Raw genomic sequence first — 25,441 nt, forward strand, 5'->3', positions numbered from 1 at the left:
CAAAAAACGGGAGGATGATGAGAATGATTAAAACAGTATTGATTGACGGCGCACGAACTGCTTTTGGAAAAATGGGAGGTTCACTACAAACCCTCACTGCAAGTGATTTAGGAGGAGCAGCGATTAAATCTGCCCTGGACCGCTCGGGTGTCGAAGCAACTGATGTAGACGAAGTGATTTTTGGAACTGTCTTACAAGCAGGGCAAGGACAGATTCCATCTAGACAAGCGGCGACAAAAGCTGGCCTCCCATGGAAAGTGAAAACAGAAACGATTAACAAAGTTTGTGCATCCGGTATGCGTAGTGTGACGCTCGGCGATCAGCTGATCCGACTTGGAGACGAAGAAGTTATCGTTGCAGGTGGCATGGAGTCGATGTCAAACGCACCGTACTACTTGCCAAAAGGTCGTTTCGGCTTACGCATGGGTGATGCAACACTCGTAGATGGCATGATCTATGACGGACTTTCTGATTCATTTTCACCCGGTAATGTGCACATGGGCACGTTCGGAAATTCAACAGCAGAAGCATTCAACGTGACGCGTGAACGTCAAGATGAGTGGGCGTTGCGTAGTCATCAACGCGCTGTAGCTGCGATGGAAAAAGGCATATTCGAGGAAGAAATCACACCCGTTGAAATTCCGCAACGGAAAGGTGATCCAATCGTCGTGAACACAGACGAAGCGCCACGAAAAGATACGTCACTCGAAGTGTTGGCGAAACTTCGCCCGGCATTCGGTAAAGACGGATCTGTCACTGCTGGGAACGCACCTGGTGTAAACGATGGTGCATGTGCACTCGTATTGATGAGTGACGAACGAGCAGCGCGAGAAGGTAAAAACATACTCGCAACGGTTATTGGACACGCAGAAATTGCAGTCGAACCTGAAAACTTCCCTCAAACACCAGGACTCGTCATTAATGAAATCCTAGAGAAAACAGGGAAATCGATTGAAGACATCGACCTATTTGAAATCAATGAAGCATTCGCAGTTGTTGCGCTCGCAAGTTCAGATATTGCGAAACTCGATCCAGAAAAAGTGAACGTCAACGGCGGTGCAGTTGCCCTCGGTCATCCAATCGGTGCGAGCGGTGCAAGAATCATTTTGACACTTGCTTACGAACTCAAACGCCGTGGTGGCGGAATCGGAGTTGCAGCGATTTGCTCCGGTGGTGGCCAAGGCGACGCGATTATGATTGAAGTTCCTAAACAATAAATAGCAAGGCGAGCAAACCTGTCGCGCGGGAAGTTAATGAGCGGAATTCGGAGTTTATGATCACAATTCGGGGTTTATGAGCAACTTTGTGGTTTTATGATCACATTTTGAGATTGATGAGCGCAATTGCAGATTTATGATCATATTCTAGCGTTTATGAGCGGAATTTGAGATTAATGATCACAATCTCCGCGAGTGGAAAGTATTGAATTCAATGAAGGAGCCAAATGTCTTCTCCTCTCTACAGTAAATGCTTCGCAAAGCGAAGCACACCAATTAATCTTGGTTTTGATTGGTATAAAGCACTTGGCGCGACAGGGTGAAGTTTGTGAGCAATTGGATTCCGCCGCGTGCGGTGGTTTATGAGCATTTCGAGGATGCCAGAGTAACAGAATTTCATCTGAACCTTGAAAAGCTTGCATTACCAAAAAACACGACACTGAAAGGATGAATATACATGAACATTCAAAACGTAATGGTAATCGGCGCTGGGCAAATGGGTGGTGGCATTGCGCAAGTCTGCGCACAAGCAGGATTCAATGTGACCCTCAATGATGTCAAAGAAGAATCATATGCAAAAGGCATCAAAGTTATCGAGAAAAACCTAACTCGTAACGTTGAAAAACAGCGTATGACAGAGGACGAGAAACAAGCGATCCTCGGGCGCATTACGAAATCACTTGATATCAATGATGCTAAAAACGTCGATATCGTCATCGAAGCAGCTGTAGAAAACATGGACATTAAAAAATCCATCTTCAAACAACTAGACGAAATCGCACCGTCTCACACAATTCTTGCAACAAATACATCGTCACTCCCAATCACTGAAATCGCTGCAGCAACGAAACGTCCGGAACACGTCATCGGCATGCATTATATGAACCCGGTACCGGTGATGAAACTCGTCGAAATCATTCGTGGTTTATCCACATCAGACGTGGTGTATCAAGCTGTCGAAGACATGACGAACAAACTTGGAAAAGTACCTGTGGAAGTGAACGACTATCCGGGATTCGTCGCAAACCGTGTCCTTATGCCGATGATCAATGAAGCGATTTTCACACTCCAAGAAGGTGTGGCAACAAAAGAAGCGATTGACGAGGTGATGAAACTCGGGATGAACCACCCAATGGGACCACTTCAACTCGCAGATTTCATCGGACTCGATACATGCCTTTACATTATGGAAACGTTGCAAGAAGGCTATGGCGATCCGAAATATCGTCCGTGTGCATTACTTCGTAAATACGTAAATGCTGGATGGCTTGGCAAAAAATCAGGACGGGGCTTCTACTCGTACTCATAAAAGGGGACTAACTTATGGATTTTCATTTCACCGAAGAACAACAGATGATGCGCAAACTGGTAAAGGATTTTGCTAAAGCAGAAATCGAGCCATTTATACCAAATTTGGAGGCGGATGAATTCCCGACAGAAATCCTCAAAAAGATGGGCGAACTCGGACTCATGGGAATTACCGTTCCTGAAGAGTACGGTGGCGCTGGTATGGATTTCGTCTCGTACATCAGTGCCATCCACGAACTTTCCAAAGTGCACGCAACGGTCGGAGTCATTCTTTCCGTACATACATCCGTCGGTACCAATCCGATTCTATACTTCGGAACAGAAGAACAGAAAGAACGATATTTGAAAAGAATGGCAGCTGGCGAATTACTCGGGGCATTTTGTCTGACAGAACCTGCATCGGGGTCAGACGCAGGCTCCCTGAAAACACGTGCTGTGAAAAAGGACGGCGGTTACGTCCTGAACGGCTCCAAAGTGTTCATCACAAATGGTGGGGAAGCGGACGTTTACATTGTTTTCGCCGCAACGGACCCATCTAAAGGATCATATGGCATTTCGGCTTTCATCGTAGATGGTGAGACTCCAGGATTAATTATCGGAAAAAATGAAGACAAAATGGGTATGCACGGCTCTCGTACCGTCCAGTTAACATTTGAAGACATGTTTGTACCTGAAGCGAACTTGCTGGGTGAGGAAAATGCAGGCTTCAAAATCGCGATGGCAAACCTCGATGTCGGACGAATCGGCATCGCGGCACAAGCACTTGGCATCGCAGAAGCCGCACTCGAAGCTGCTACTGACTATGCAAAAGAACGTGTCCAATTCGGCAAACCAATTGCTGCAAATCAAGGGATCGGCTTCAAAATTGCAGATATGGCAACCGCTACAGAAGCCGCGCGTTTACTCGTTTACCGAGCAGCTCAACTTCGCGCTGAAGGCAAATCATGCGCACAAGAAGCATCCATGGCTAAACTATTCGCCTCTCAAACGGCGATGGACAACGCAATCGAAGCTGTCCAAGTATTCGGTGGCTATGGCTACACGAAAGACTATCCCGTTGAGCGCTACTTCCGTGACGCAAAAGTTACTCAAATCTACGAGGGTACCAGCGAAATCCAACGCATCGTAATTTCCAAAAATCTTACGAAGTAACGAGGTGGCCAGTGAGGGTTACAGTGGTCATCAAACCTGGCTGGCTATCTTCTTCAAATAAAAAAGTCTGATCAAGCGAGAAGCAATCTCCTCAAACAAGCGGGAAAGTGATCAAGCGAGAAGCAATCCGCTCAAGCAAGCGGGAAAGTGATCAAGCGAGCCGTGAATGCGCTCAAGCACGAGGAAAAGTGATCAAGCGAGTCGCGAATCCGCTCAAGCAAGCGGAAAAGTGATCAAGCGAGCCGTGAATCCGCTCAAGCAAGCGGAAAAGTGATCAAGCGAGCCGCGAATCCGCTCAAGCAAGCAGAAAAGTGATCAAGCGAGCCGCGAATCCGCTCAAGCAAGCAGAAAAGTGATCAAGCGAGCCATGAAACCGCTCAAACAAGCGGAAATGTGATCAAGCGAGCCGCGAATCCGCTCAAGCAAGCGGAAAAGTGATCAAGCGAGCCGTGAATCCGCTCAAGCAAGCGGAAATGTAATCAAGCAAGCAACGAATCCAATAGAAAAGAGGAACTCATCATGAACTTTACACTTTCAGAAGAACACGAAATGATCCGAAAAATGGTCCGCGACTTTGCAGAGAACGAGGTCGCACCGACTGCAGGTGAACGTGACGAAGAAGAACGCTTCGACATGGATTTATTCAAAAAGATGGCGGAACTCGGCCTCACTGGAATTCCGTGGCCAGAAGAATACGGTGGCATCGGCAGCGATTACCTCGCATACGTTATCGCAGTCGAAGAACTGTCACGCGTCTGTGCGTCAACAGGCGTCACACTCTCTGCCCATACGTCACTCGCGGGATGGCCAGTATTTAAATATGGTACGGAAGAACAAAAGCAGAAATATCTCCGCCCGATGGCAGAAGGTACGAAAATTGGTGCATATGGACTCACTGAACCAGGTTCGGGATCTGATGCGGGCGGCATGAAAACAACCGCGAAACTAGATGGCGACGACTATATTCTGAACGGCTCCAAGATTTTCATCACAAACGGAGGCATCGCTGACATCTACATCGTCTTTGCGGTAACAGATGCAGACTCGAAGCACAAAGGGACAACGGCATTTATCGTTGAAGCCGATTATCCAGGCTTCTCTGTCGGGAAAAAAGAGAAAAAGCTCGGCATTCGTTCATCACCAACAACAGAAATCATCTTTGACAACTGCCGTGTACCAAAAGAAAACATGCTCGGTGAAGAAGGTCAAGGCTTCATCATCGCGATGAAAACCCTCGATGGAGGACGGAACGGAATTGCTGCACAAGCAGTCGGGATTGCTCAAGGCGCAGTAGATGCTGCGGTGGGTTACGCGAAAGAACGTGTGCAATTTGGAAAGCCAATCGCTGCGAACCAAGGAATCGGTTTCAAACTTGCAGACATGGCGACAGCGACAGAAGCGTCTCGTTTACTCACATATCAAGCTGCATGGCTTGAGTCCAACAACCTCCCATACGGAAAAGCATCCGCAATGGCGAAACTCATGGCAGGCGATACAGCGATGAAGGTCACAACAGAAGCGGTTCAAGTCTATGGAGGATATGGTTATACGAAAGACTATCCAGTCGAGCGCTATATGCGCGATGCAAAAATCACGCAAATCTATGAAGGTACACAAGAAGTGCAACGACTCGTCATCTCCCGTATGCTGACGAAGTAAAAAGGGGGCCAGATGATGGAACTGAAACACCAAGTAAAGTCGTCTGTAAAAGATGGCGATTTAATCGAAAAACGGCGTAACCAGATTATTCAAGGCGCCGTCCGGTTGTTCAAACAAAAAGGATTTCATCGTTCCACGACACGTGAAATTGCAAAAGAAGCAGGATTCAGTATCGGCACGCTCTATGAGTACATTCGTACGAAAGAAGATGTGCTGTACCTCGTCTGTGACACGATTTACAACGAAGTACAGCATCGTCTTTCGGGAATCGCGGACGAAGAAGCGACCATTGACGGACTCACCCGTGCAATCGACGTCTATTACAGGCTCATCGATGATTTGTCTGATGAATTCGTCGTCATGTATCAAGAATCGAAATCGTTACCGAAAAACGCACTCGAATATGTGCTGGAAAAAGAACGTGGTATGACAGGTTTATTTGAAACACTACTTCGCGCATGCGCAGATGCTGGGGAGCTCCGCATCACGGAAAGAAGCATCGGACTTGCAGCACATCACATCGTTATCCAAGGACAAATGTGGGCATTCCGCAGATGGGAACTGAAACAGATGTATACATTAGACGGCTATATTGAATTTCAAACCGACCAGTTACTGAACGGATTAGTGAAACCTGCCAGCAGTTAATGATTGGGGAAATGGAAAACAAAGCAAAAGGGGTGCACGAATATGGCAACAGCTGAAACGCAACAAGAGATTTACAAACCAACACATCACGTGCGATTTGTAACAGCGTCAAGTCTATTTGACGGACACGATGCGAGCATTAACATTATGCGACGCATTTTACAATCGACGGGTGCAGAAGTGATTCACCTCGGACACAACCGTTCTGTGGAAGAAGTCGTGAACGCGGCGATCCAGGAAGACGTCCAAGGAATCGCGATTTCATCGTACCAAGGTGGGCACGTCGAGTACTTCAAATACATGTACGACTTGTTGAAGGAACGCGGTGCAGGTCATATTAAAATCTATGGCGGTGGAGGCGGCGTCATAATCCCGAAAGAAATTAAAGAGTTGCACCAATACGGCATCGCTTGGATCTTCTCCCCTGAAGACGGTCGCAAACTCGGCCTCCAAGGGATGATCAATCGCATGGTCGAAGAGTGTGACTACGCGACCGAAGTGAAGGATGAAATGGCTTACTTGGAGCAAGTAGAAACGACAAAACCTGAACTGCTTGCGAACCTTATTACGTATGCAGAAGAGCATTATGCCGATCAAGACGAGAAAGCCACGACTCTACTAAATCGCGCGCGTGAACTCTCCAAAGGAACGCCGGTTCTCGGAATAACGGGGACAGGGGGAGCCGGAAAAAGTTCTCTAACGGATGAATTAATCCGCAGATTCCTTCATGAATTACCGGACCGAAAAGTCGCAATTCTATCCATTGACCCCACAAAACAGAAAACGGGTGGAGCGCTTTTAGGCGACCGGATTCGGATGAATGCAATCTTTAATAAGCGCGTCTTCATGCGCAGTCTTGCAACACGTGGATCGCGCACGGAACTTTCCGGTGCATTGAAAGACGTGCTGGATATCGTCAAGGTGGCGGGCTATGACTTGATCATCGTGGAAACGAGCGGTATCGGGCAAGGGGACGCAGAAATTGACGAAGTCTCTGACGTATCAATGTACGTAATGACGAGCGAATTCGGGGCACCTTCACAACTCGAGAAGATCGACATGATCGACTTTGCAGACTTGATCGCTATTAACAAATTTGAACGAAAAGGCTCAGAAGATGCATTGAGCCAAGTTCAGAAACAGTACCAACGCAGCCGCCTTTTGTTTGATAAATCGTTGGATTCGATGCCTGTCTACGGTACAATCGCGAGCCAATTCAATGACAAAGGGACGAATACGTTATTCGCTGCGATTGTAGATACGCTGAATAAAAAATGTGGAAGCGACTGGACGACGTCTTACACGGAATTCGTGAAAACCCAAAAACAAAACGTCATCATTCCGAACTACCGTCTGCAATATTTACGTGAAATCGCAACGACGGTCCGTGGTTATCATAAACACGCAGAACAGCAAGCCCACCTTGCAACGAGGATGTATCAGCTCGAAGGAGCACTCTCAGAAGTGCGAGAAAAGTCACCTGAAGATGCACTCGTGAAATCTCTTGAAATGCTTCATGACAATGTGCGCGACGAGATGACCGCTGAATCTAGACGCATTCTGGATAACTGGAACACGTTGAAAGAATCGTATGCACAAGACGAATTTGTCACGAAAATCCGTGATAAAGAACTCCGGACAGCACTCACGACCAAGAGTTTATCCGGATTGAAAATCCCGAAAGTCGCGTTGCCGAAGTTCAAAGACTACGGCGAAATTATTCGTTGGGTCTACAAAGAAAACGTGCCTGGCTCATACCCGTATACAGCAGGTGTGTTCCCATTCAAACGGGAAGGGGAAGATCCGAAACGGCAGTTCGCGGGAGAAGGAACTCCGGAACGCACCAATCGACGGTTCCATTACTTGTCGAAAGACGACGATGCAAAACGTCTATCCACAGCCTTCGACTCAGTAACACTTTACGGAGAAGATCCTGACGAACGCCCGGACATTTACGGGAAAGTAGGGGAATCTGGCGTTAACATTTGTACGCTTGAAGATATGAAAAAGCTCTACGCTGGATTTGATCTGTGTGCGCCATCGACTTCCGTTTCGATGACGATCAACGGTCCAGCACCAATTATCCTAGCGATGTTCATGAACACTGCGATTGATCAGCAAGTGAAGAAGCAGGAAGAAGAACTTGGTCGCGCCTTATCCGTGGATGAATTTACGGAAGTCCGGGAAGCGACGTTGAAAGTAGTCCGTGGAACGGTGCAAGCCGATATTCTAAAAGAAGACCAAGGGCAAAATACGTGTATCTTCTCGACAGAGTTTGCACTTCGAATGATGGGGGATATTCAGCAGTATTTCATTAACAAAAAAGTACGTAATTATTACTCTGTTTCCATCTCGGGCTATCATATTGCAGAAGCCGGTGCAAATCCGATTTCGCAACTTGCATTTACACTAGCAAACGGCTTTACGTACGTCGAATATTACTTGAGCCGTGGGATGAACATCGATGACTTCGCACCTAACTTATCGTTTTTCTTCTCGAACGGTCTCGATCCAGAGTACACAGTCATCGGTCGCGTTGCACGTCGCATTTGGGCAGTTGCGATGCGTGAAAAGTACGGTGCGAACGACCGTAGTCAAAAGCTGAAATATCACGTTCAGACGTCAGGTCGATCGCTCCATGCCCAAGAAATCGATTTCAATGATATTCGTACAACACTGCAAGCCCTTATGGCGTTGCAAGATAACTGTAACTCACTCCATACAAATGCGTATGACGAAGCAATCACGACACCTACTGAAGAATCTGTGCGTCGTGCGATGGCGATCCAAATGATCATTACAAAAGAACACGGACTTTCAAAGAACGAAAACCCTCTACAAGGATCATTCATTGCGGAAGAACTGACGGACCTTGTCGAAGAAGCAGTCCTTCAAGAATTCGACAAACTCAATGACCGTGGCGGTGTCCTTGGTTCAATGGAAACTCAGTACCAACGAGGCAAAATTCAAGAAGAATCCATGCTGTATGAGATGAAGAAACACTCGGGCGAACTCCCGATCATCGGTGTTAACACTTACTTGAACCCGAATCCGCCGTCTGAAGAAGACATCGACAGCATGGAACTCGCACGCGCAACACAAGAAGAAAAAGAAACACAAATTAACAACTTGCGCACGTTCCAAACCGCTCACAGCAGCGAGTCAGAACAAGCACTCGCAGACTTAAAACAACTCGCCATCTCAGGCGGCAACATCTTCGAGGCCCTCATGGATACTGTAAAAGTCGCAAGCCTCGGTCAAATCACCAACGCCCTATATGAAGTAGGCGGCCAGTACCGTCGTAATATGTAATAAGCGTACTAAAAATAGAGCGGGGAAAATCTCCTCGCTCTATTTAGTGCGTTTTCTTATGAAATGCTAGAATTAGATACACGGCATCTAAAACTCCAAAAGCATAAGCTAAATATCTGTAATATCCGTTAAACTAAGCGAATGGTGGCGATTCCTGGGGGACAAGTGAAGAATGAAGACCCCACAAGACGCGAGACGAATTGTGGCAACCTAAGTTCGCAACGGCCAGTCTCAAAGGTGGCATGACCAACGTCCTGATGACACGAGGGTGTATTCAAGCCTCTTAGAAAGCGCGCACCAGTAGTGTAGATCAACGCCGTTTGAAATCGGTGCGAACATTATTAACACCGTTCAAACTCCCCCATATGAATTTATTCACAAACAAAATGAATTTCAGTGGATTTTAAACCCAAAACCCGAGTATACTATAAAGAATGGCCGAAAAGGGGTGCGGAAGTTGAAGATGGCACTTCATCTTGTTATCATAATCTTACTAATCGTACTAACCTATCTCCTCTACGGAGAAGGATTTGGTGCAGTTCCCTTCCTGCTCGCGGCCGTCTACTTACTCGTGATCAGTTGGAAAGAATTCAAGCGTTTCCGCACGAATAGAAAAATCCAGTAACAAAGCACCAGTGGAATACATGAAAAAAGCTTCAGAAAGGGCGTGCATCTCATGGATTATAAAAACATGACAAAAGAACAACTACAAGAGGAATCATTAATCGATATTACCTTTGCGATTTTTGAAGATCGTCGCGAACCTATTACATTTCAAAAACTAATGGATGAAATCCGTAGTCTTACAGGCATCAGCAAAAAAGAAATGGAAGAACGCCTTCCCCAATTTTACACAGACATCAACATCGACGGACGTTTCATGGCTATGAACGACGGCGGATGGGCACTTCGTGAATGGTATCCAGTTGACCAGATTGAAGAAGAAACGGCACCAGTCGTTAAAACTCGTAAGAAAAAGAAAAAAGCTTCTGACGATGATGACGATGAAGAGTTGGAAGATCTAGATGACTTGGACGATGATGAAATCTTCGAAGAAGACTATGAAGAGCTCGGCGATGAAAAAGACTTAGATGACGACGATGAAGTGGATTCTGACGAAGACGAAGTCGAAGATCCTGCAGAGGGTCTTGAAATCATTCCTGATGAAGACATCGACTTAGATGAAGAAGACGAAGATGATGAGGAAGAAGAGGACGAGGAAGAAGAATTATAATCATTCCTTGACTTCTAAAGTTATCCGCTATACAATCTAATTGGGCTCCTTTTTAAAGGACAAACGAACGGATGTTTAAGCGCTCCTTCTGCAGAGAATACTGCAGCAGGGGCGTTTTTTCGTTATTGCACCATATAGAAATTAGCTTTTCCCGACTACTACACACATTGGAGGAATCATTCATGACGAAATATATATTCATTACAGGCGGTGTCGTTTCCTCACTCGGAAAAGGCATAAATGCAGCATCACTAGGTAGACTTCTTAAAAATCGTGGATTACAAGTGACGATGCAGAAATTCGATCCATATATTAATATTGATCCGACTATGATGAGCCCACTTCAGCATGGCGAAGTGTTTGTCACACAAGACGGAGCAGAAACAGATCTCGATATCGGTCACTATGAGCGTTTTATCGACATCGATCTCAACCAATATTCTAATATCACGATGGGGAAAGTGTATTCACTTGTTCTCCAAAAAGAGCGGAATGGCGAGTATAATGGGGCAACTGTTCAGGTTATTCCACACATCACGAACGAAATTAAGACACTCATTAAGCGTGCAGGACAAGAAATGCATGCAGACGTCGTGATTACAGAAATCGGTGGCAGCGTTGGTGACTTTGAATCCTTACCGTACCTTGAAGCCATCCGTCAAATGAAAACGGATCTAGGGAAAAACGATGTTATGTACATCCACAATACACTCGTTCCTTATTTGAAAGCTGCAGGAGAAATGAAAACGAAGCCTACACAGCACAGTGTGAAAGAGCTACGTAGCCTAGGAATCCAGCCGAATATGATTGTGTTGCGAAGTGAACACCCAATTCCACAGGAAATGAAAGATAAAATTTCGTTGTTCTGCAACATTAAGCCGGAAGAAGTCATCGAAGCGAGAGATGCAGAAACATTGTATGAAGTACCACTTCGTTTGCATGAACAAAAGATGGACGATATCGTTGTCGATTACCTTGGTTTAGATGTGAAGCAACCAGAAATGGACGAAGTAAAAAAACTCGTCAGTCTCGTGAAAAACCTATCGAAAACAGTTCGCGTTGCACTCGTTGGAAAATACGTAGAATTGCAAGATGCGTACATTTCACTTGTAGAAGCTATGTACCATGCAGGGTATGCGTTCGATGCAGATATTGACATTAAGTGGATTAATTCTGAAGAGGTAACTGCTGAAAACGTAGCAGAATTGCTAGCAGACGTCGATGGCTTGCTTGTACCAGCTGGTTTCGGAGAGCGCGGCGTAGATGGAATGATCCATGCGATTGCTTACGCACGTAAAAATGATCTTCCATTCCTCGGGACAGGACTTGGTATGCAACTCTCAGCAGTTGAATATGCACGTGACGTGATGGGGCTTGGACATGCACATTCCGTAGAATTCGATGCACATACGAAGGATCCAATTTTCTTGTTGCACCCGGATTATCGCAACGGACGCGAAGACGAAAGTACATTGCGACTAGGAAGCTATCCATGCGAAGTTAAAAAAGGTTCAAAAGCATATGAAGCATATGGAAAAGAACTCGTTGAAGAGCGTCATCGTCATCGTTACGAATTCAACACTGCTTATCAAAAGCAGTTTGAAGACGCAGGCATGGTCATTTCAGGAATTAGCCCGGACGAGCGCCTTGTAGAAATTATCGAAGTACCAAGTCATCCGTTCTTCATTGGATGCCAGTTCCACCCAGAGTTCGTATCACGTCCAACAGCTCCGCAACCACTTATCAAGAGCTTTGTGGAAGCTGCACTTGCTCACCAAAAGTAATGAAAACAAAACTCCCTATTCCGCGTCATTGAATAGGGAGTTTTTTCATGAATTGATATTAGGAAGAGACATGTTTGATCAAACAAGTAAGAGATCCGCTCAAGCGTGCCTGGAATCCGCTCAAGCAAGTCGGGAAACCGCTCAAGCAAAGCTGAATTCGATCAAGCAAGTTAGAAATCCGCTCAAGCGTGCCAGAAACTGCTCAAGCAAGTGGGAAAACCGCTCAAGCAAAGCCGAATCCGCTCAAGCAAGTCGGAAAACCTCACAAACTTGAGTTGGAATCTCCTAACATATATTAAACCCTATTACAGATCCATTAACATTTCATCATAAGAAAGCTTCACGGCTTCGTAAATAAATAATGAAGCAAGCAAGTGGGGTTCCACGACGCGTCCACCTTCATCGTTTGGCAACAAGCCTTTGGAAATTCCTGTGGAAATATAGATATCTGCGAGCTCTGATAGTTCATTCTCTACAGTTGCTTTCTCTGATGCCACAACTGCAAATGCGACATTTTGTTTTGCTAAATCTCTAGCGATTTCAAGAGCATCTACATCGACCGAGTTCCGTGTAAACAGCCAAACACGATCCATAGTACCTAATTCAAGATCCCTAGAAAACTGAGTCGCGTTAGTAAAAGGTTCAGCTCCTTCTAATGCATTAATCACAATACCATTCAATTCTTTTACTCCTACCAATACCACACGACCATCACCAACAGCTGCCTGTGCAAGCAGTCTCGCAGTGTCTTCAATCTCCTCTTCGTGGTTCGTTGCAATCCGTTGCAAGAGACCTGCAATTTGTGTCGTTAACATTTTCATAACTCCACCTCCATAAGTAGTAGTATAGTGAATTAGAAATCATTTAGCGATAAAAGCAGGATTTATTACCTTTTTGTCAAATTACTATTAATATTCAAACTTATTTAGTTCGGACTAAAATAGTGACTATATATTTAAAGGAGTGGACAGTTTGAAAAAGTTGTTAATTGTAGATGACCAAGCTGGTATTCGTCTGTTACTCAATGAAGTCTTCAAAAAAGAAGGTTATGAAACCGTCCTTGCCGCAACTGGTAAAGAGGCGTTACTTCGCGTGGTGAACGACGAACCGGACTGCATCCTATTAGACATGAAAATGCCCGGAATGAATGGGGATGAAGTCCTGAGACAAATAAAGAGTGACAGACCAAATCTACCAGTTGTCATGATGACAGCATATGACGTAATAGAAGCTTCTGATTCGGAAGCGCACCATCAGGCTGACCACTATTTCACGAAACCATTCGACATCCACCAAGTGAGACATACCATTAATCATTTGTTAAGGGAAACGTAGAGTCTGCTTCCTAAGTGGAAGTGGTCCGTCTTTTTTGATATGATGAAAGTGGAATACATCAAAAAATAAATCGAACGCGATCCGTTTCCATATTCGAAGGAGGAACTGCACATGGCACTCGTATCAATGAAAGAAATGATGATTAAAGGTAAACGTGAAGGATATGCAATCGGGCAATTCAACTTGAACAACTTGGAGTACACGCAAGCGATCTTGCAAGCGGCTCAAAGTGAAAATTCCCCAGTTATCCTAGGTGTATCTGAAGGCGCAGCACGTTACATGGGTGGTTTCACAACAGTCGTTCACATGGTTAAAGGTCTTATGCATGACTACAAAATCACAGTACCAGTTGCAATTCATCTAGATCATGGTTCGAGTCTTGAAAAGTGTAAGGAAGCAATTGACGCTGGATTCACATCGGTCATGATAGATGCTTCTGCAAAACCTATCGAGGAAAACATTGCGATCACAAAGCAAGTTGTGGAATATGCACATCCTAAAAACGTTTCCGTTGAAGCGGAACTTGGTCTAGTTGGTGGTCAGGAAGACGACACAATCTCAGAAGGCGTCATGTACGCGGACCCTGCAGAGTGTAAACGTCTTGTCGATGAAACGAATATCGATTGCCTCGCACCTGCACTTGGCTCTGTACATGGCCCATATAAAGGCGAACCGAACCTTGGATTCAAGGAAATGGAAGAGATTTCGAACCAATCGGATCTCCCACTCGTCTTACATGGTGGAACTGGAATTCCGACGAAAGACATCCAACGTTCCATATCACTTGGAACATCTAAAATTAACGTAAACACAGAAAACCAAATTCAAGGAACGAAGAAAGTACGTGAAGTGCTAGCGGCGGACTCAGAAGTTTACGATCCACGTAAATTCCTCGCACCTATGCGTGAAGCGATTCAAGCAACAGTTGTGGAGAAAATGCGTGAATTCGGTAGCTCCCAAAAAGCGTAACCTACTGAGCGTTTCTTGCGTAAATGACTAGACAATACCTATAGGGGGAGACATTCCGGAAACGGATGAATCTCCTCCTTTTCAAATTTAAGGAGGAGCACGGATTATGAAATTTTTCATCGATACAGCAAATTTTGAAGAAATTAAAGAAGCCCACAGTTGGGGGATTTTGTCGGGGGTAACAACAAACCCTTCACTCGTAGCGAAAGAAAATATCTCTTTCCACGATCGGTTAAAAGAAATTACGGCACTTGTTCCAGGTTCAGTAAGTGCGGAAGTTATTGCACTCGATGCTGAAGGCATGATTAAAGAAGGTCGTGAACTTGCAGCCATCGCACCGAATATTACTGTAAAATTGCCAATGACTCCTGAAGGCTTAAAAGCATGTTCGGTATTCGCAGCTGAAGGCATCAAGACGAATGTAACGCTGATCTTCAGTGCGAACCAAGCATTGATGGCAGCGCGTGCTGGAGCTACATATGTGTCTCCATTCATTGGTAGACTTGATGATATCGGTCAAGATGGTTTAGCGTTGATCGAAACAATTGCGGATATCTTTACGATCCATAACATTGACACGGAAATTATTGCAGCATCAATTCGTAGCCCACAACAAATTACAAATGGTGCACTTGCAGGTGCTCATATCTCAACAGTTCCATTTAAAGTATTGCAGCAACTGTTCAGCCATCCACTGACAGACAAAGGGATTGAACAATTCTTGAAGGATTGGGAAGCCCGCGACAACAAGTGATTGTGTAAAGGAGATTGAAATGGAAGTATATAAAATACAAGGCGGCACCCCTCTAAAGGGAAGCATTAAAGTTAGCGGAGCGAAAAACAGTGCAGTTGCACTTATTCCTGCGTCCATTTTAGCAGATTCCCCAGTTACGATAGAAGGACTGCCCGAAATTTCCGATGTCCATACGTTACAGAACTTGCTCGAAGATATCGGAGGCAACGTAGATTTTCAAGATGGAACGATGACGATCGACCCTTCTGAAATGATTTCCATGCCGCTTCCGAATGGAAACGTGAAAAAGTTACGTGCCTCGTATTACTTAATGGGTGCCATGCTCGGGAAATTCAAAAAGGCTGTCATCGGATTACCTGGTGGTTGTCATTTAGGACCCCGTCCGATTGATCAGCACATTAAAGGATTTGAAGCACTTGGAGCCAAAGTCACCAACGAACATGGTGCAATCTACTTGCGTGCAGATGAACTGAAGGGTGCTAAGATCTACCTGGATATCGTCAGCGTTGGCGCAACGATCAATATCATGCTTGCTGCGGTTCTCGCTAAAGGGAAAACCGTCATTGAAAATGCAGCAAAAGAGCCCGAAATTATTGACGTTGCAACCTTGCTATCCAACATGGGTGCCAACATTAAAGGGGCAGGTACCAACGTGATTAGAATCGAAGGTGTTGAGCGCTTAAACGGTACACGTCACACCATCATTCCCGACCGTATCGAAGCAGGGACGTTCATGATTATGGCAGCAGCTGCTGGAGAGGGTGTCACAATCGAGAACGTTATTCCACTTCACGTGGAAGCCGTAACAGCGAAACTCCGTGAAATGGGCGTGGTTGTGGAAGAAGAGGAAGAAAAGATTTTCATTCCTAAAACGAAGGAGCTCAAAGCGGTTGACGTAAAAACGCTCGTTTACCCTGGGTTTCCAACGGACTTGCAACAGCCGTTTTGTGTACTATCCACGCAAGCGGATGGAGCATCCATGCTAACGGATACGATCTATTCGGCACGGTTCAAGCAGATTGATGAACTTCGTAGAATGAACGCAAGTAGTAAGGTCGAAGGACGTTCTGCGATTATTCATGGCCCTACACCGCTCCATGCTGCAAAAGTGAAAGCTAGTGATTTGCGTGCAGGTGCTTCGCTAGTTATCGCTGGATTGATTGCTGAAGGCGAAACTGAAATTCAAGGCATCTCACATATTGAACGAGGCTATGGTGGATTAATCGGAAAACTGCACGGTCTTGGTGCATCCATTCAAAAAGTGGAAGTTCCTGATGAAGACGACGCTCAAAGCAATTCATAAAACAGTTTAGTGCTCATTCAAACGTGTGCTATAATAGAGTGAACGATTGAGACAGTTACACAATCTGCAACTTGCAGAAAACGGGAGGAATTCTAGAGATGGAACGCAGTTTATCGATGGAACTTGTACGTGTGACAGAGGCGGCGGCAGTTGCCGCATCGCACTGGATGGGACGAGGTTTGAAAAACGAAGCGGATGACGCAGCAACAACAGCAATGCGTACGGTATTTGATACAATTCCGATGCAAGGTGTTGTTGTAATTGGTGAAGGTGAAATGGACGAGGCGCCAATGTTGTACATTGGAGAAGAGCTTGGAACGGGCCAGGGACCTTTTGTTGACGTTGCAGTCGATCCACTTGAAGGGACAAACATCGTAGCCTCGGGTGGCTGGAATGCACTCGCGGTCATCGCTATCGCGGACAAAGGAAATCTCCTGAATGCTCCTGATATGTACATGGACAAAATTGCAGTGGGTCCTGAGTGTGTCGGTAAAATTGACATCAACGCGTCAGTTACTGACAACTTGAATGCTGTTGCAAAAGCGAAAAACAAGAAACTGAACGAAGTCACTGCAACGGTCTTGAATCGTGAGCGACATGCACCAATTATCGAAGAAATCCGTGCGGCGGGTGCTCGTATCAAGCTTATCAACGACGGAGATGTAGCAGGTGCAATTAACACAGCATTCGAAGGTACTGGCGTAGACATCCTCTTCGGACTCGGTGGAGCTCCTGAAGGTGTTATTTCGGCAGTCGGTTTGAAATGTCTTGGAGGAGAGATCCAAGGGAAACTCATTCCTATGAATGATGCTGAACGCGAGCGTTGCGTGAAAATGGGCATCGATGTGGACAAAGTCCTTTACATGGACGACCTCGTGAAAGGGGACGACGCAATCTTTGCAGCAACAGGTGTAACTGATGGCGAGCTCCTTCGTGGTGTACAATTCACAGGTGGCCACTCTAAAACGCATTCACTCGTTATGCGCTCGAAGTCTGGTACAATTCGTTTTGTAGAAGGACGACATAGCATGGACAAAAAACCTCATCTTGTAATGAAAGACTGAACGACCTCAAACTGCCCGGCACATCAAGCCGGGCAATTCTTTTGTACCCCTGCAGCCAACCGCTGCACCCCCAAAAATACTTACCCTAAACTTTAAAAGAGTGGTGCCAATAATGACAATGATAACCCTAGCTGACTTGGAAAACATGACGCTCAAAGAGCTTTATGCACTTGCCAAGGAATATAAAATTAGCTATTACAGCAAACTGACTAAAAAAGAACTCATCTTTTCCATATTGAAATCACGCGCGGAACAAGAAGGCTTCTTCTTCATGGAAGGCGTACTAGAAATCATTCAATCTGAAGGATATGGCTTCTTACGTCCGATTAACTACTCATCAAGTTCCGAAGATATTTACATTTCAGCTTCCCAAATCCGTCGATTCGACTTACGAAACGGGGACAAGGTCACGGGAAAGGTACGTCCGCCAAAAGAGAACGAGCGCTACTACGGTCTCTTGCAAGTTGAAGCGGTCAACGGACAAAACCCTGAAGTCGCAAGAGAACGCGTTCACTTCCCTGCATTGACACCGCTTTATCCAACGCGTCATATTAATTTGGAAACAGATTCAAGCAATCTATCCACAAGAATCATGGACTTAGTCTCTCCAGTAGGTTTCGGTCAGCGTGGCCTGATCGTAGCACCGCCAAAAGCGGGTAAAACGATGTTGCTAAAAGAAATTGCAAATGCAATTACTACAAACCATCCTGATACAGAACTTATCGTCCTACTCATTGACGAACGTCCAGAAGAAGTAACGGACATCGAGCGCTCAGTGAATGCGGATGTCGTTAGTTCCACATTCGATGAAGTCCCTGAAAACCATGTGAAAGTGGCAGAATTGGTATTGGAGCGCGCGATGCGACTTGTCGAACATAAACGAGATGTTGTCATTCTCATGGACTCTATCACACGTCTTGCACGTGCTTATAACCTCATTATTCCACCAAGCGGACGTACGTTGTCCGGAGGGATCGACCCAGCGGCATTCCACCGTCCGAAACGATTCTTCGGTGCAGCGCGTAATTTAGAAGAAGGCGGTAGCTTGACCATTCTCGCAACAGCTCTTATCGACACAGGCTCAAGAATGGATGAGGTCATCTACGAGGAATTCAAAGGAACCGGCAACATGGAACTGCACTTGGATCGCACACTCGCAGAGCGCAGAATCTTCCCGGCCATCGACATTCGTCGTTCAGGAACACGGAAAGAAGAACTCCTCGTCCCTGCAAACCAACTCGAAAAATTATGGGCAATCCGAAAAACATTTTCCGATTCCGCAGATTTCGGAGAACGTTTCCTAAAGAAACTCCGTCAATCCAAATCCAACGCCGAATTCTTTGAAAAGCTTAACGGCGACATGAAAAACCAAAGAAACGGAAAAGGATTGCTATAACAAAAGCGTAGGCGGCTGGGATAGTCTCGACAGGCGTTGGAGGTCATTCCGAAAAGGCGCACTTTGCCTTTATGGAAAGACCGAAACGACCCCGAGGGACTAGCCGCCGGAGCTGGATGAAAACAAAAGCGTAGGCGGCTATCCAGCCTCGACAGGCGTTTTGATAGCTAAATAATAACAAAAGAACAGGCCGCCGATAGATGGCTGCCTGTTTTTATCTATGCAGCACGGAAATTTGCAGATACAAGCTTTCGCCGACAATGTTATGAGCGTTTTTCGAGATTTATGATCACTATTTTGGGTTTATGATCATTTTTCTGGAGTTATGAGCAGAATCCGGAATTTATGATCACTTTCTCGCGTTTATGAGCAGAATCCCGTTTTTATGATCATTTTCCGAGATTTATGAGCGAATCCCTATGTATGAAGATTTTTATCGTTAACAAAGACTACCCTGAAGCGGAAGGGAACGCAAAATGCGACTTTAACAAATAAAAGCTGAGCTTCACTAGCAACACCTGCGCAATGAAATACCCGATGCGAATCCTTTGCTTAAAGCGATAGGTCGAGCTAACCAATATCCGTTGCTCGAAACGAAAGCCGGCGACTCCGAAGGGATTAGAGCGAGCTGAAGACCGTGGACTGAGCAAGGCAAAGGAATCAGCTAAAGCCGTTCCCTTCGGAAAAAGTCCGTCTGAAGTGCAGAACAACCCTGTAGAAAGCATCCAACTGTAGCGGGAATTAACCCCGTGTACTCACCAAATTTCCCAAACAAAAACCTTGCACACATCTACACAATTTGATAAGATTAACTCATATGATTCATATACGACTGACATACACGGGTCGTGTAAGGCATCTGTCTTTTACTGGGAAGGCGCAAGCTAACCAGAATAAAAACTCTGTACTAGATGGTTCAGGGCGAGAGGAGAGAGACCGATGAAAGTAGGAATTCACCCAGATTACAAACTATCAACTGTTTCATGTTCATGTGGTAACACATTCGAAACAGGTTCTGTCAAAGAAGACATTAAAGTAGAAGTTTGTTCAGAATGCCACCCATTCTACACTGGACGCCAGAAATTTGCTGCAGCGGACGGCCGCGTCGACCGCTTCAACAAGAAATATGGCCTCAAAGAAGAAGGCAAGTAAGAACGGCTTTCCAATTCCCGTCCGGTGCACTTGCGCCGGGCGGGAATTTTGGTTTAACGAGTTTTTATCCTTATTTTTCTGATAGACGAAAGGGGATTCACCATGTACGTTTCCATGCAAGGCGGATGGGTTGAAGTCATTTGTGGAAGTATGTTCTCCGGAAAATCCGAAGAGCTGATTCGTCGGATTCGCCGCTCTCAATTCGCTAAACAAAAAATCGCTGTTTTCAAACCTGAGCTTGACAACCGGTACAGTGAAGAAGCGGTCGTCAGTCATAATGGGACAACGGTCATTGCAATGCCAGTTTCCTGTTCTGCCGATATTATTGCACAAGTAACGGACGATTGTGACGTCATTGCGATAGATGAAGCTCAATTTTTTGATGATGCAATTGTTGACACGGTTATGGAACTCGCAAACCACGGGTTTCGAGTGATTGTCGCTGGTCTTGATCAAGACTTCCGCGGAGAACCATTCGGCCCGATGCCGAAACTGATGGCGATTGCGGAAATCGTCACGAAACTACAAGCGGTCTGCACAATCTGTGGTTCACCTTCAAGCCGAACTCAACGTCTCATCAACGGGAAACCTGCAGGATTTGACGACCCCATTATCCTAGTCGGGGCGTCGGAAGCATACGAGCCAAGATGTCGCATGCATCATGATGTACCTAAAGGGATTTCCATCCAACCAACTGCTAAATAACAACACGTTGAAGAGACAAGCTGCCTAGCAGATTGTCTCTTCCTTACTTTATCCAACAAAAATCTATCCACTCAATTAGCTTGCGGTAGGTGCACTGTATATTTGCAAGCAGCAATACCGTACAATAACACTAAGACCAAACTAATTAGAGGTGATTCAATTATGTATGATAGACTCCAAGCCGTTGAAGATCGATATGAAAAACTAAACGAATTGCTGAGTGATCCAGAAGTCGTCAGCGACCTGAACAAACTTCGAACCTATTCCAAAGAGCAATCGGACTTACAGGAAACCGTAGATGTCTATAGAGAATACAAACACGCAACGGAAGCAAAACGAGACGCTAAAGAAATGCTTGAAGAATCCACGGATGCCGAAATGGAAGAACTGATCAAATCCGAACTTTCGGAGCTTTCTGCGACTATTGAAAAACTAGAGGATCGACTCAAGTTGTTGCTCGTACCTAAAGACCCGAACGACAACAAAAACGTCATTATGGAAATCCGAGGAGCAGCAGGTGGAGACGAAGCTGCATTATTTGCTGCCAAACTTTACCGCATGTATAGCCGTTTTGCAGAACTTAATCACTGGAAAATTGAAGTGATGGACTCTGCTCCGACTGAACTGGGCGGTTTCAAGGAAATCATTTTTATGATCAGTGGAAATGGGGCATTTTCGAAACTGAAATTTGAGAACGGAGCTCACCGAGTCCAACGTGTCCCGGAAACGGAATCAGGCGGCCGTATCCATACTTCTACCGCTACTGTAGCGGTCTTACCGGAAGCGGAAGAAGTCGAAATCGACCTTCATGAGAAAGACATTAGAACAGACACATTCGCATCATCAGGTCCTGGTGGTCAGTCCGTCAATACGACCATGTCTGCGGTCCGACTCACTCACTTGCCAACAGGCATCACCGTTTCATGTCAGGATGAAAAATCCCAAATCAAAAACAAAGAGAAAGCAATGAAAGTCTTACGCGCACGCGTCTACGATAAATTCCAATCTGAAGCGCAGGCGGAATACGATGAGAAACGGAAATCTGCGGTAGGTACTGGAGATCGTTCTGAGCGTATTAGAACGTACAACTTTCCACAAAATCGAGTCACAGACCATCGGATCGGGTTCACCATTCAAAAGTTGGATCAGATTATCGAAGGGAAAATGGATGAAGTGATTGAAGCACTTACGCTGGAAGACCAGGCGCGTCGATTAGAAAGTCTGGAAGCCCATGATTGAGACGATACATCAAGCGCTAAAACGTTTAGAGACGCGACTTGCTCATGAAGAATTGGACGTCAACGCAGCTTTTTTGCTTCTTGAGCACGTTACGCAAAAATCCCGTGCTTCCCTTCTTGCGGAGTTGCGTGAACCACTGACTGAGCTACAGGCACAGCAATTCGAAGACCTCTCATCGGAATTATTAACGGGTAAACCTATTCAACATATCATTGGGCAAGAATGGTTTTACGGAAGGCCGTTTAGCGTCTCAAAAGACGTACTCATCCCGAGACCTGAAACGGAAGAACTTGTCCAAGGAGCTATGCAAAGGGCGATAAAGCTTTTCGGTAATAAGCTGATACGAGTGGCGGATATTGGTACAGGAAGTGGTGCAATTGCAGTGACCTTTCAACTTGAATATCCGAATGCACAGGTGACCGCTACGGATATTAGTGAGGCAGCACTCGTCGTTGCCCGCTCGAATGCTGAGCAGAACGAATCTCAAGTCACTTTTTTACAAGGGGACTTAGCGCAACCGCTACAAAACGAAAAGTGGGACATTGTATTGTCGAATCCACCATATATAGGAGTGGACGAAGCCTCATCGATGTCGTCTACGGTTTTGGATTACGAACCGCATGGAGCGCTCTTTGCTGAAGAAAACGGTCTCGTACTCTATCGAAAGCTTGCGGAAACTCTACCTGCTATTATGAAAAAACCCGGATTAATTGGACTGGAGATCGGTTATTTACAAGCCTCATCGGTGAAACGATTCTTTCAAAATGCCTTTCCGAAAAGCAAGATTGAAGTCGTTCAAGACATGAATGGGAAAGAGCGAATGATATTTTGTGAGATTCAGTGAATAAACTCTTCTGAACCTGTCCACAATGAAGGTCAGGAGGGGATGACATGTTACCAGATTATCCACAGCTCGCACAACAGCCGATTTTGACAAATGAACCGAACGATAAATGGAGAAAAAGAGTAATTGCTCTCATAGAATTTATTCTAATACTTGTGATGCTTCAAGCCATTCTCACACTCTTTCAAGAGCACACAAGTGAGGAGCCCATTCGCTATCGTATTCTCGCGCACTCGGATGCTCCTGCAGACCAAGCGATTAAAGTACGTATTCAAGAGGAAATTGAGCCAATGATCGCAGGTGCGATTGCACGAACGACTACTGAAGAAGAGTTGCTAAGCGAACTAGAAGAGCTTGAAGAGGAAATGCTTGCTGTAGCAAACTTGCATTCACCCAATCGTGTCGTTACTCTTGAACGAAAAAATGCACTGTTTCCAGCAAAGCGAGTTGGCTTTGAGATTTACCCACAAGATGTTTATGAAGCATACGTACTGACGATTGGAAGTGGACGTGGATCGAACTGGTGGTGTTCCATTTTTCCGAAAGTGTGTTACCCGGAAGAGGAAACAGTAGAGACTGTAGAGAATGAAGAAGAAGTGAAATTCTTTGTATGGGAGTGGATAACTTCTTGGTTCGAATAAGGATATCCACTGAAAATTGTGGATAACTTTGCTAGAAGCGTTGAAAAGGAGGATGAATTTATGAACACTCGAACATTGAAAGTGGATAAAGGTGTTGATAACATTGATAGTTATCAACAAACTGTGGATTGTTTGAGAAATGGAGGTCTTGTAGCGTTTCCAACAGAAACGGTGTATGGACTTGGAGCGCTTGCGACTGATCCAGATGCAACAAAACGGATCTTCGAAGCGAAAGGTCGCCCATCTGACAATCCACTAATTGTACATATAGGAACTAAAGAAGAAGTGAACGAGTATGCAGCGGAAATCCCTGACAGTGCGCTCCAATTGATGGATGCATTTTGGCCAGGCCCGCTAACGTTGATTTTCAATGAAAAGCCGGGAGTCATCGCGGAAAGTGTCACGGTTGGAAGAGGCACTGTTGGACTTCGTATGCCGGATCATCCAGTTGCGTTGAAGTTGTTGAGACTACTTGGCGGTCCCCTTGCAGCACCTAGTGCCAATCGAAGCGGAAAACCAAGTCCTACGAAAGCGAAACATGTTGCGACAGACTTGGATGGAAGAATTCCTTTTATACTGGATGGTGGTGCAACAGGTGTTGGGGTAGAGTCGACGGTCATTGATATGACTGTAACTCCTCCTGCCATTTTGCGCCCTGGGGGAGTCACTGTCGAAATGATAGAATCGGTCATTGGCCCAGTTCGATCGGAAATACGTATAGAAGAATCGGAAGCGCCACGTGCCCCAGGCATGAAATACATGCACTATTCTCCAGACGCACCAGTTTGGTTAATTGAACCAAATGAAAAACAGATTGAACAAGCTGTACAGGCTTTGATGAATGAAGGTAAAAAAGTTGCGGTCATCGGTCCTGATGAGTTGAAAACGGACAAGCCCTCTTGGTATTTTGCTACAGGTGAATACGCAGATTCTCGTCAGCTGGCAGCAAATCTTTATGATGCCCTACGTAACTGCGATGAAACTGAAGCAGATGTAATACTGGCGGTGGAAGTCCCTTCTGAAGGAATGGGTCTAGCCGTCATGAATCGGCTGAAGAAGGCTGCAGACGGGAAACAGTTTTCGATTATAAAATCAGATTCACAATAAGATTACCAAAAACAATTTAAATAACATTCATGAATGGCCTCCCTTGGCGCCGCATAAGATGGACTGGCGTAAACTTAGGGGAGGTTCTTCTATTGGTAGAAATCATTGCAGCTGGCGTGACAACAATTGATATCCTCGTCATCTATACATTGCTGCACGTTAGAAAACGGAAATGGTTAATTGCTCTGTGGACGGCGTTCTTGAATGTTGCGTTCCCTCTACTTGGATTTATGGCGGGGGAACTTTCTGCTCAACTGTTTTCTGAATGGAGCGGAATTCTCTCTAGTGTATTATTAGGGTTAATTGGATTACATATGATACTGCAAGAAGAAGATCCGAGTGCATCCAAAGTAACGGGTCCTCTTCTAATTGCTGTTGCAGTTAGTTTGGATAGTTTCTCTGTAAGTATGTCTTTTGGATTGATGCATTTGAATAAATGGCTTTTCATCGTATCAACAGGGTTGATGTCATTAGTTCTTTCCTACTTTGCGTTACGTGCAAACTTAACAATTACACCACGTTATAGAACAACTTTACGAAAAATTGCCGGACTTATCTTAATAGGTATGGGGATATTGTCATGGATTTCTTAAAAAAACTGTTTCGGTTTTGGGATAA

General features: G+C 45.3%; 23 protein-coding genes. 22 read left to right on the forward strand and 1 reads right to left on the reverse strand.

Going from position 1 to position 25,441, the window contains the following annotated elements:
- The first annotated feature begins 23 nt into the window (after positions 1 to 23).
- The 9 genes from M3197_RS00980 to pyrG all read left to right on the forward strand — a co-directional run bounded on the left by M3197_RS00980 (position 24) and on the right by pyrG (position 12,314).
- Complete coding sequence (locus tag M3197_RS00980) at positions 24 to 1,217, forward strand: acetyl-CoA C-acetyltransferase (protein WP_251658151.1); 1,194 nt, start codon at positions 24 to 26, stop codon at positions 1,215 to 1,217.
- A 457-nt stretch (positions 1,218 to 1,674) separates the two neighbouring features.
- Positions 1,675 to 2,526 carry a 3-hydroxybutyryl-CoA dehydrogenase gene (locus M3197_RS00985; RefSeq protein ID WP_251658152.1) on the forward strand — a complete coding sequence of 284 codons (852 nt, stop codon included), beginning with the start codon at positions 1,675 to 1,677 and terminating at the stop codon, positions 2,524 to 2,526.
- Between the two features lie 14 nt (positions 2,527 to 2,540).
- Positions 2,541 to 3,677 (forward strand): acyl-CoA dehydrogenase, encoded by a 1,137-nt coding sequence (locus M3197_RS00990; RefSeq protein WP_251658153.1) that lies wholly within the window; start codon positions 2,541 to 2,543, stop codon positions 3,675 to 3,677.
- A gap of 519 nt (positions 3,678 to 4,196) precedes the next feature.
- Positions 4,197 to 5,336, forward strand: coding sequence for an acyl-CoA dehydrogenase (locus M3197_RS00995; protein WP_251658154.1), 1,140 nt, complete (start codon positions 4,197 to 4,199; stop codon positions 5,334 to 5,336).
- Positions 5,337 to 5,351: 15 nt separating this feature from the next.
- Positions 5,352 to 5,984: a TetR/AcrR family transcriptional regulator gene (locus tag M3197_RS01000; RefSeq protein ID WP_251658155.1), complete on the forward strand. Its 633-nt coding sequence runs from the start codon at positions 5,352 to 5,354 to the stop codon at positions 5,982 to 5,984.
- Between the two features lie 42 nt (positions 5,985 to 6,026).
- A complete protein-coding gene (icmF, locus tag M3197_RS01005; RefSeq protein ID WP_251658156.1) occupies positions 6,027 to 9,296 on the forward strand; it encodes a fused isobutyryl-CoA mutase/GTPase IcmF in 3,270 nt (1,089 codons plus the stop codon).
- A 457-nt stretch (positions 9,297 to 9,753) separates the two neighbouring features.
- Positions 9,754 to 9,921, forward strand: coding sequence for a hypothetical protein (locus M3197_RS01010; protein WP_251658157.1), 168 nt, complete (start codon positions 9,754 to 9,756; stop codon positions 9,919 to 9,921).
- Positions 9,922 to 9,972: 51 nt separating this feature from the next.
- Positions 9,973 to 10,530 carry a DNA-directed RNA polymerase subunit delta gene (gene rpoE, locus M3197_RS01015; RefSeq protein WP_251658158.1) on the forward strand — a complete coding sequence of 186 codons (558 nt, stop codon included), beginning with the start codon at positions 9,973 to 9,975 and terminating at the stop codon, positions 10,528 to 10,530.
- 182 nt (positions 10,531 to 10,712) lie between these two features.
- Positions 10,713 to 12,314 (forward strand): CTP synthase, encoded by a 1,602-nt coding sequence (gene pyrG / locus M3197_RS01020; RefSeq protein WP_251658159.1) that lies wholly within the window; start codon positions 10,713 to 10,715, stop codon positions 12,312 to 12,314.
- A gap of 305 nt (positions 12,315 to 12,619) precedes the next feature.
- On the opposite strand, the gene M3197_RS01025 is transcribed toward pyrG, so the two are convergent.
- On the reverse strand, positions 12,620 to 13,135 hold the full coding sequence (locus tag M3197_RS01025; RefSeq protein WP_251658160.1) for a DUF2529 family protein: 516 nt from the start codon (positions 13,133 to 13,135) through the stop codon (positions 12,620 to 12,622).
- 151 nt (positions 13,136 to 13,286) lie between these two features.
- Between M3197_RS01025 and M3197_RS01030 the strand changes: the two genes are divergently transcribed.
- The 13 genes from M3197_RS01030 (at position 13,287) to M3197_RS01090 (ending at position 25,416) form a co-directional block, all read left to right on the forward strand.
- Positions 13,287 to 13,649 carry a response regulator gene (locus tag M3197_RS01030; protein WP_251658161.1) on the forward strand — a complete coding sequence of 121 codons (363 nt, stop codon included), beginning with the start codon at positions 13,287 to 13,289 and terminating at the stop codon, positions 13,647 to 13,649.
- A gap of 111 nt (positions 13,650 to 13,760) precedes the next feature.
- Positions 13,761 to 14,618 carry a class II fructose-bisphosphate aldolase gene (locus tag M3197_RS01035; RefSeq protein WP_251658162.1) on the forward strand — a complete coding sequence of 286 codons (858 nt, stop codon included), beginning with the start codon at positions 13,761 to 13,763 and terminating at the stop codon, positions 14,616 to 14,618.
- 106 nt (positions 14,619 to 14,724) lie between these two features.
- Complete coding sequence (gene fsa, locus M3197_RS01040; RefSeq protein WP_025785577.1) at positions 14,725 to 15,372, forward strand: fructose-6-phosphate aldolase; 648 nt, start codon at positions 14,725 to 14,727, stop codon at positions 15,370 to 15,372.
- 19 nt (positions 15,373 to 15,391) lie between these two features.
- Positions 15,392 to 16,675 carry a UDP-N-acetylglucosamine 1-carboxyvinyltransferase gene (gene murA / locus M3197_RS01045; RefSeq protein ID WP_251658163.1) on the forward strand — a complete coding sequence of 428 codons (1,284 nt, stop codon included), beginning with the start codon at positions 15,392 to 15,394 and terminating at the stop codon, positions 16,673 to 16,675.
- A gap of 98 nt (positions 16,676 to 16,773) precedes the next feature.
- Positions 16,774 to 17,739 (forward strand): class II fructose-bisphosphatase, encoded by a 966-nt coding sequence (gene glpX / locus M3197_RS01050; protein WP_251658164.1) that lies wholly within the window; start codon positions 16,774 to 16,776, stop codon positions 17,737 to 17,739.
- A gap of 112 nt (positions 17,740 to 17,851) precedes the next feature.
- Positions 17,852 to 19,135 (forward strand): transcription termination factor Rho, encoded by a 1,284-nt coding sequence (gene rho, locus M3197_RS01055; protein WP_251658165.1) that lies wholly within the window; start codon positions 17,852 to 17,854, stop codon positions 19,133 to 19,135.
- A 939-nt stretch (positions 19,136 to 20,074) separates the two neighbouring features.
- Positions 20,075 to 20,287 (forward strand): 50S ribosomal protein L31, encoded by a 213-nt coding sequence (gene rpmE, locus M3197_RS01060; RefSeq protein WP_025785581.1) that lies wholly within the window; start codon positions 20,075 to 20,077, stop codon positions 20,285 to 20,287.
- 102 nt (positions 20,288 to 20,389) lie between these two features.
- On the forward strand, positions 20,390 to 20,992 hold the full coding sequence (locus M3197_RS01065) for a thymidine kinase (protein WP_251658166.1): 603 nt from the start codon (positions 20,390 to 20,392) through the stop codon (positions 20,990 to 20,992).
- 162 nt (positions 20,993 to 21,154) lie between these two features.
- On the forward strand, positions 21,155 to 22,231 hold the full coding sequence (prfA, locus tag M3197_RS01070) for a peptide chain release factor 1 (RefSeq protein ID WP_251658167.1): 1,077 nt from the start codon (positions 21,155 to 21,157) through the stop codon (positions 22,229 to 22,231).
- On the forward strand, positions 22,224 to 23,075 hold the full coding sequence (gene prmC / locus M3197_RS01075) for a peptide chain release factor N(5)-glutamine methyltransferase (RefSeq protein WP_251658168.1): 852 nt from the start codon (positions 22,224 to 22,226) through the stop codon (positions 23,073 to 23,075). Before prfA ends, prmC begins: the two co-directional genes overlap by 8 nt.
- Before the next feature lie 47 nt (positions 23,076 to 23,122).
- A complete protein-coding gene (locus M3197_RS01080; protein WP_251658169.1) occupies positions 23,123 to 23,716 on the forward strand; it encodes a stage II sporulation protein R in 594 nt (197 codons plus the stop codon).
- 60 nt (positions 23,717 to 23,776) lie between these two features.
- Positions 23,777 to 24,823, forward strand: a complete 1,047-nt coding sequence (locus M3197_RS01085; RefSeq protein ID WP_251658170.1) for an L-threonylcarbamoyladenylate synthase — start codon at positions 23,777 to 23,779, stop codon at positions 24,821 to 24,823.
- Positions 24,824 to 24,915: 92 nt separating this feature from the next.
- On the forward strand, positions 24,916 to 25,416 hold the full coding sequence (locus M3197_RS01090; RefSeq protein ID WP_251658171.1) for a manganese efflux pump MntP: 501 nt from the start codon (positions 24,916 to 24,918) through the stop codon (positions 25,414 to 25,416).
- Positions 25,417 to 25,441 lie beyond the last annotated feature (25 nt).

Origin of the sequence: Sporosarcina aquimarina (assembly GCF_023715615.1) — a bacterium.
GTDB lineage: Bacteria > Bacillota > Bacilli > Bacillales_A > Planococcaceae > Sporosarcina > Sporosarcina aquimarina_A.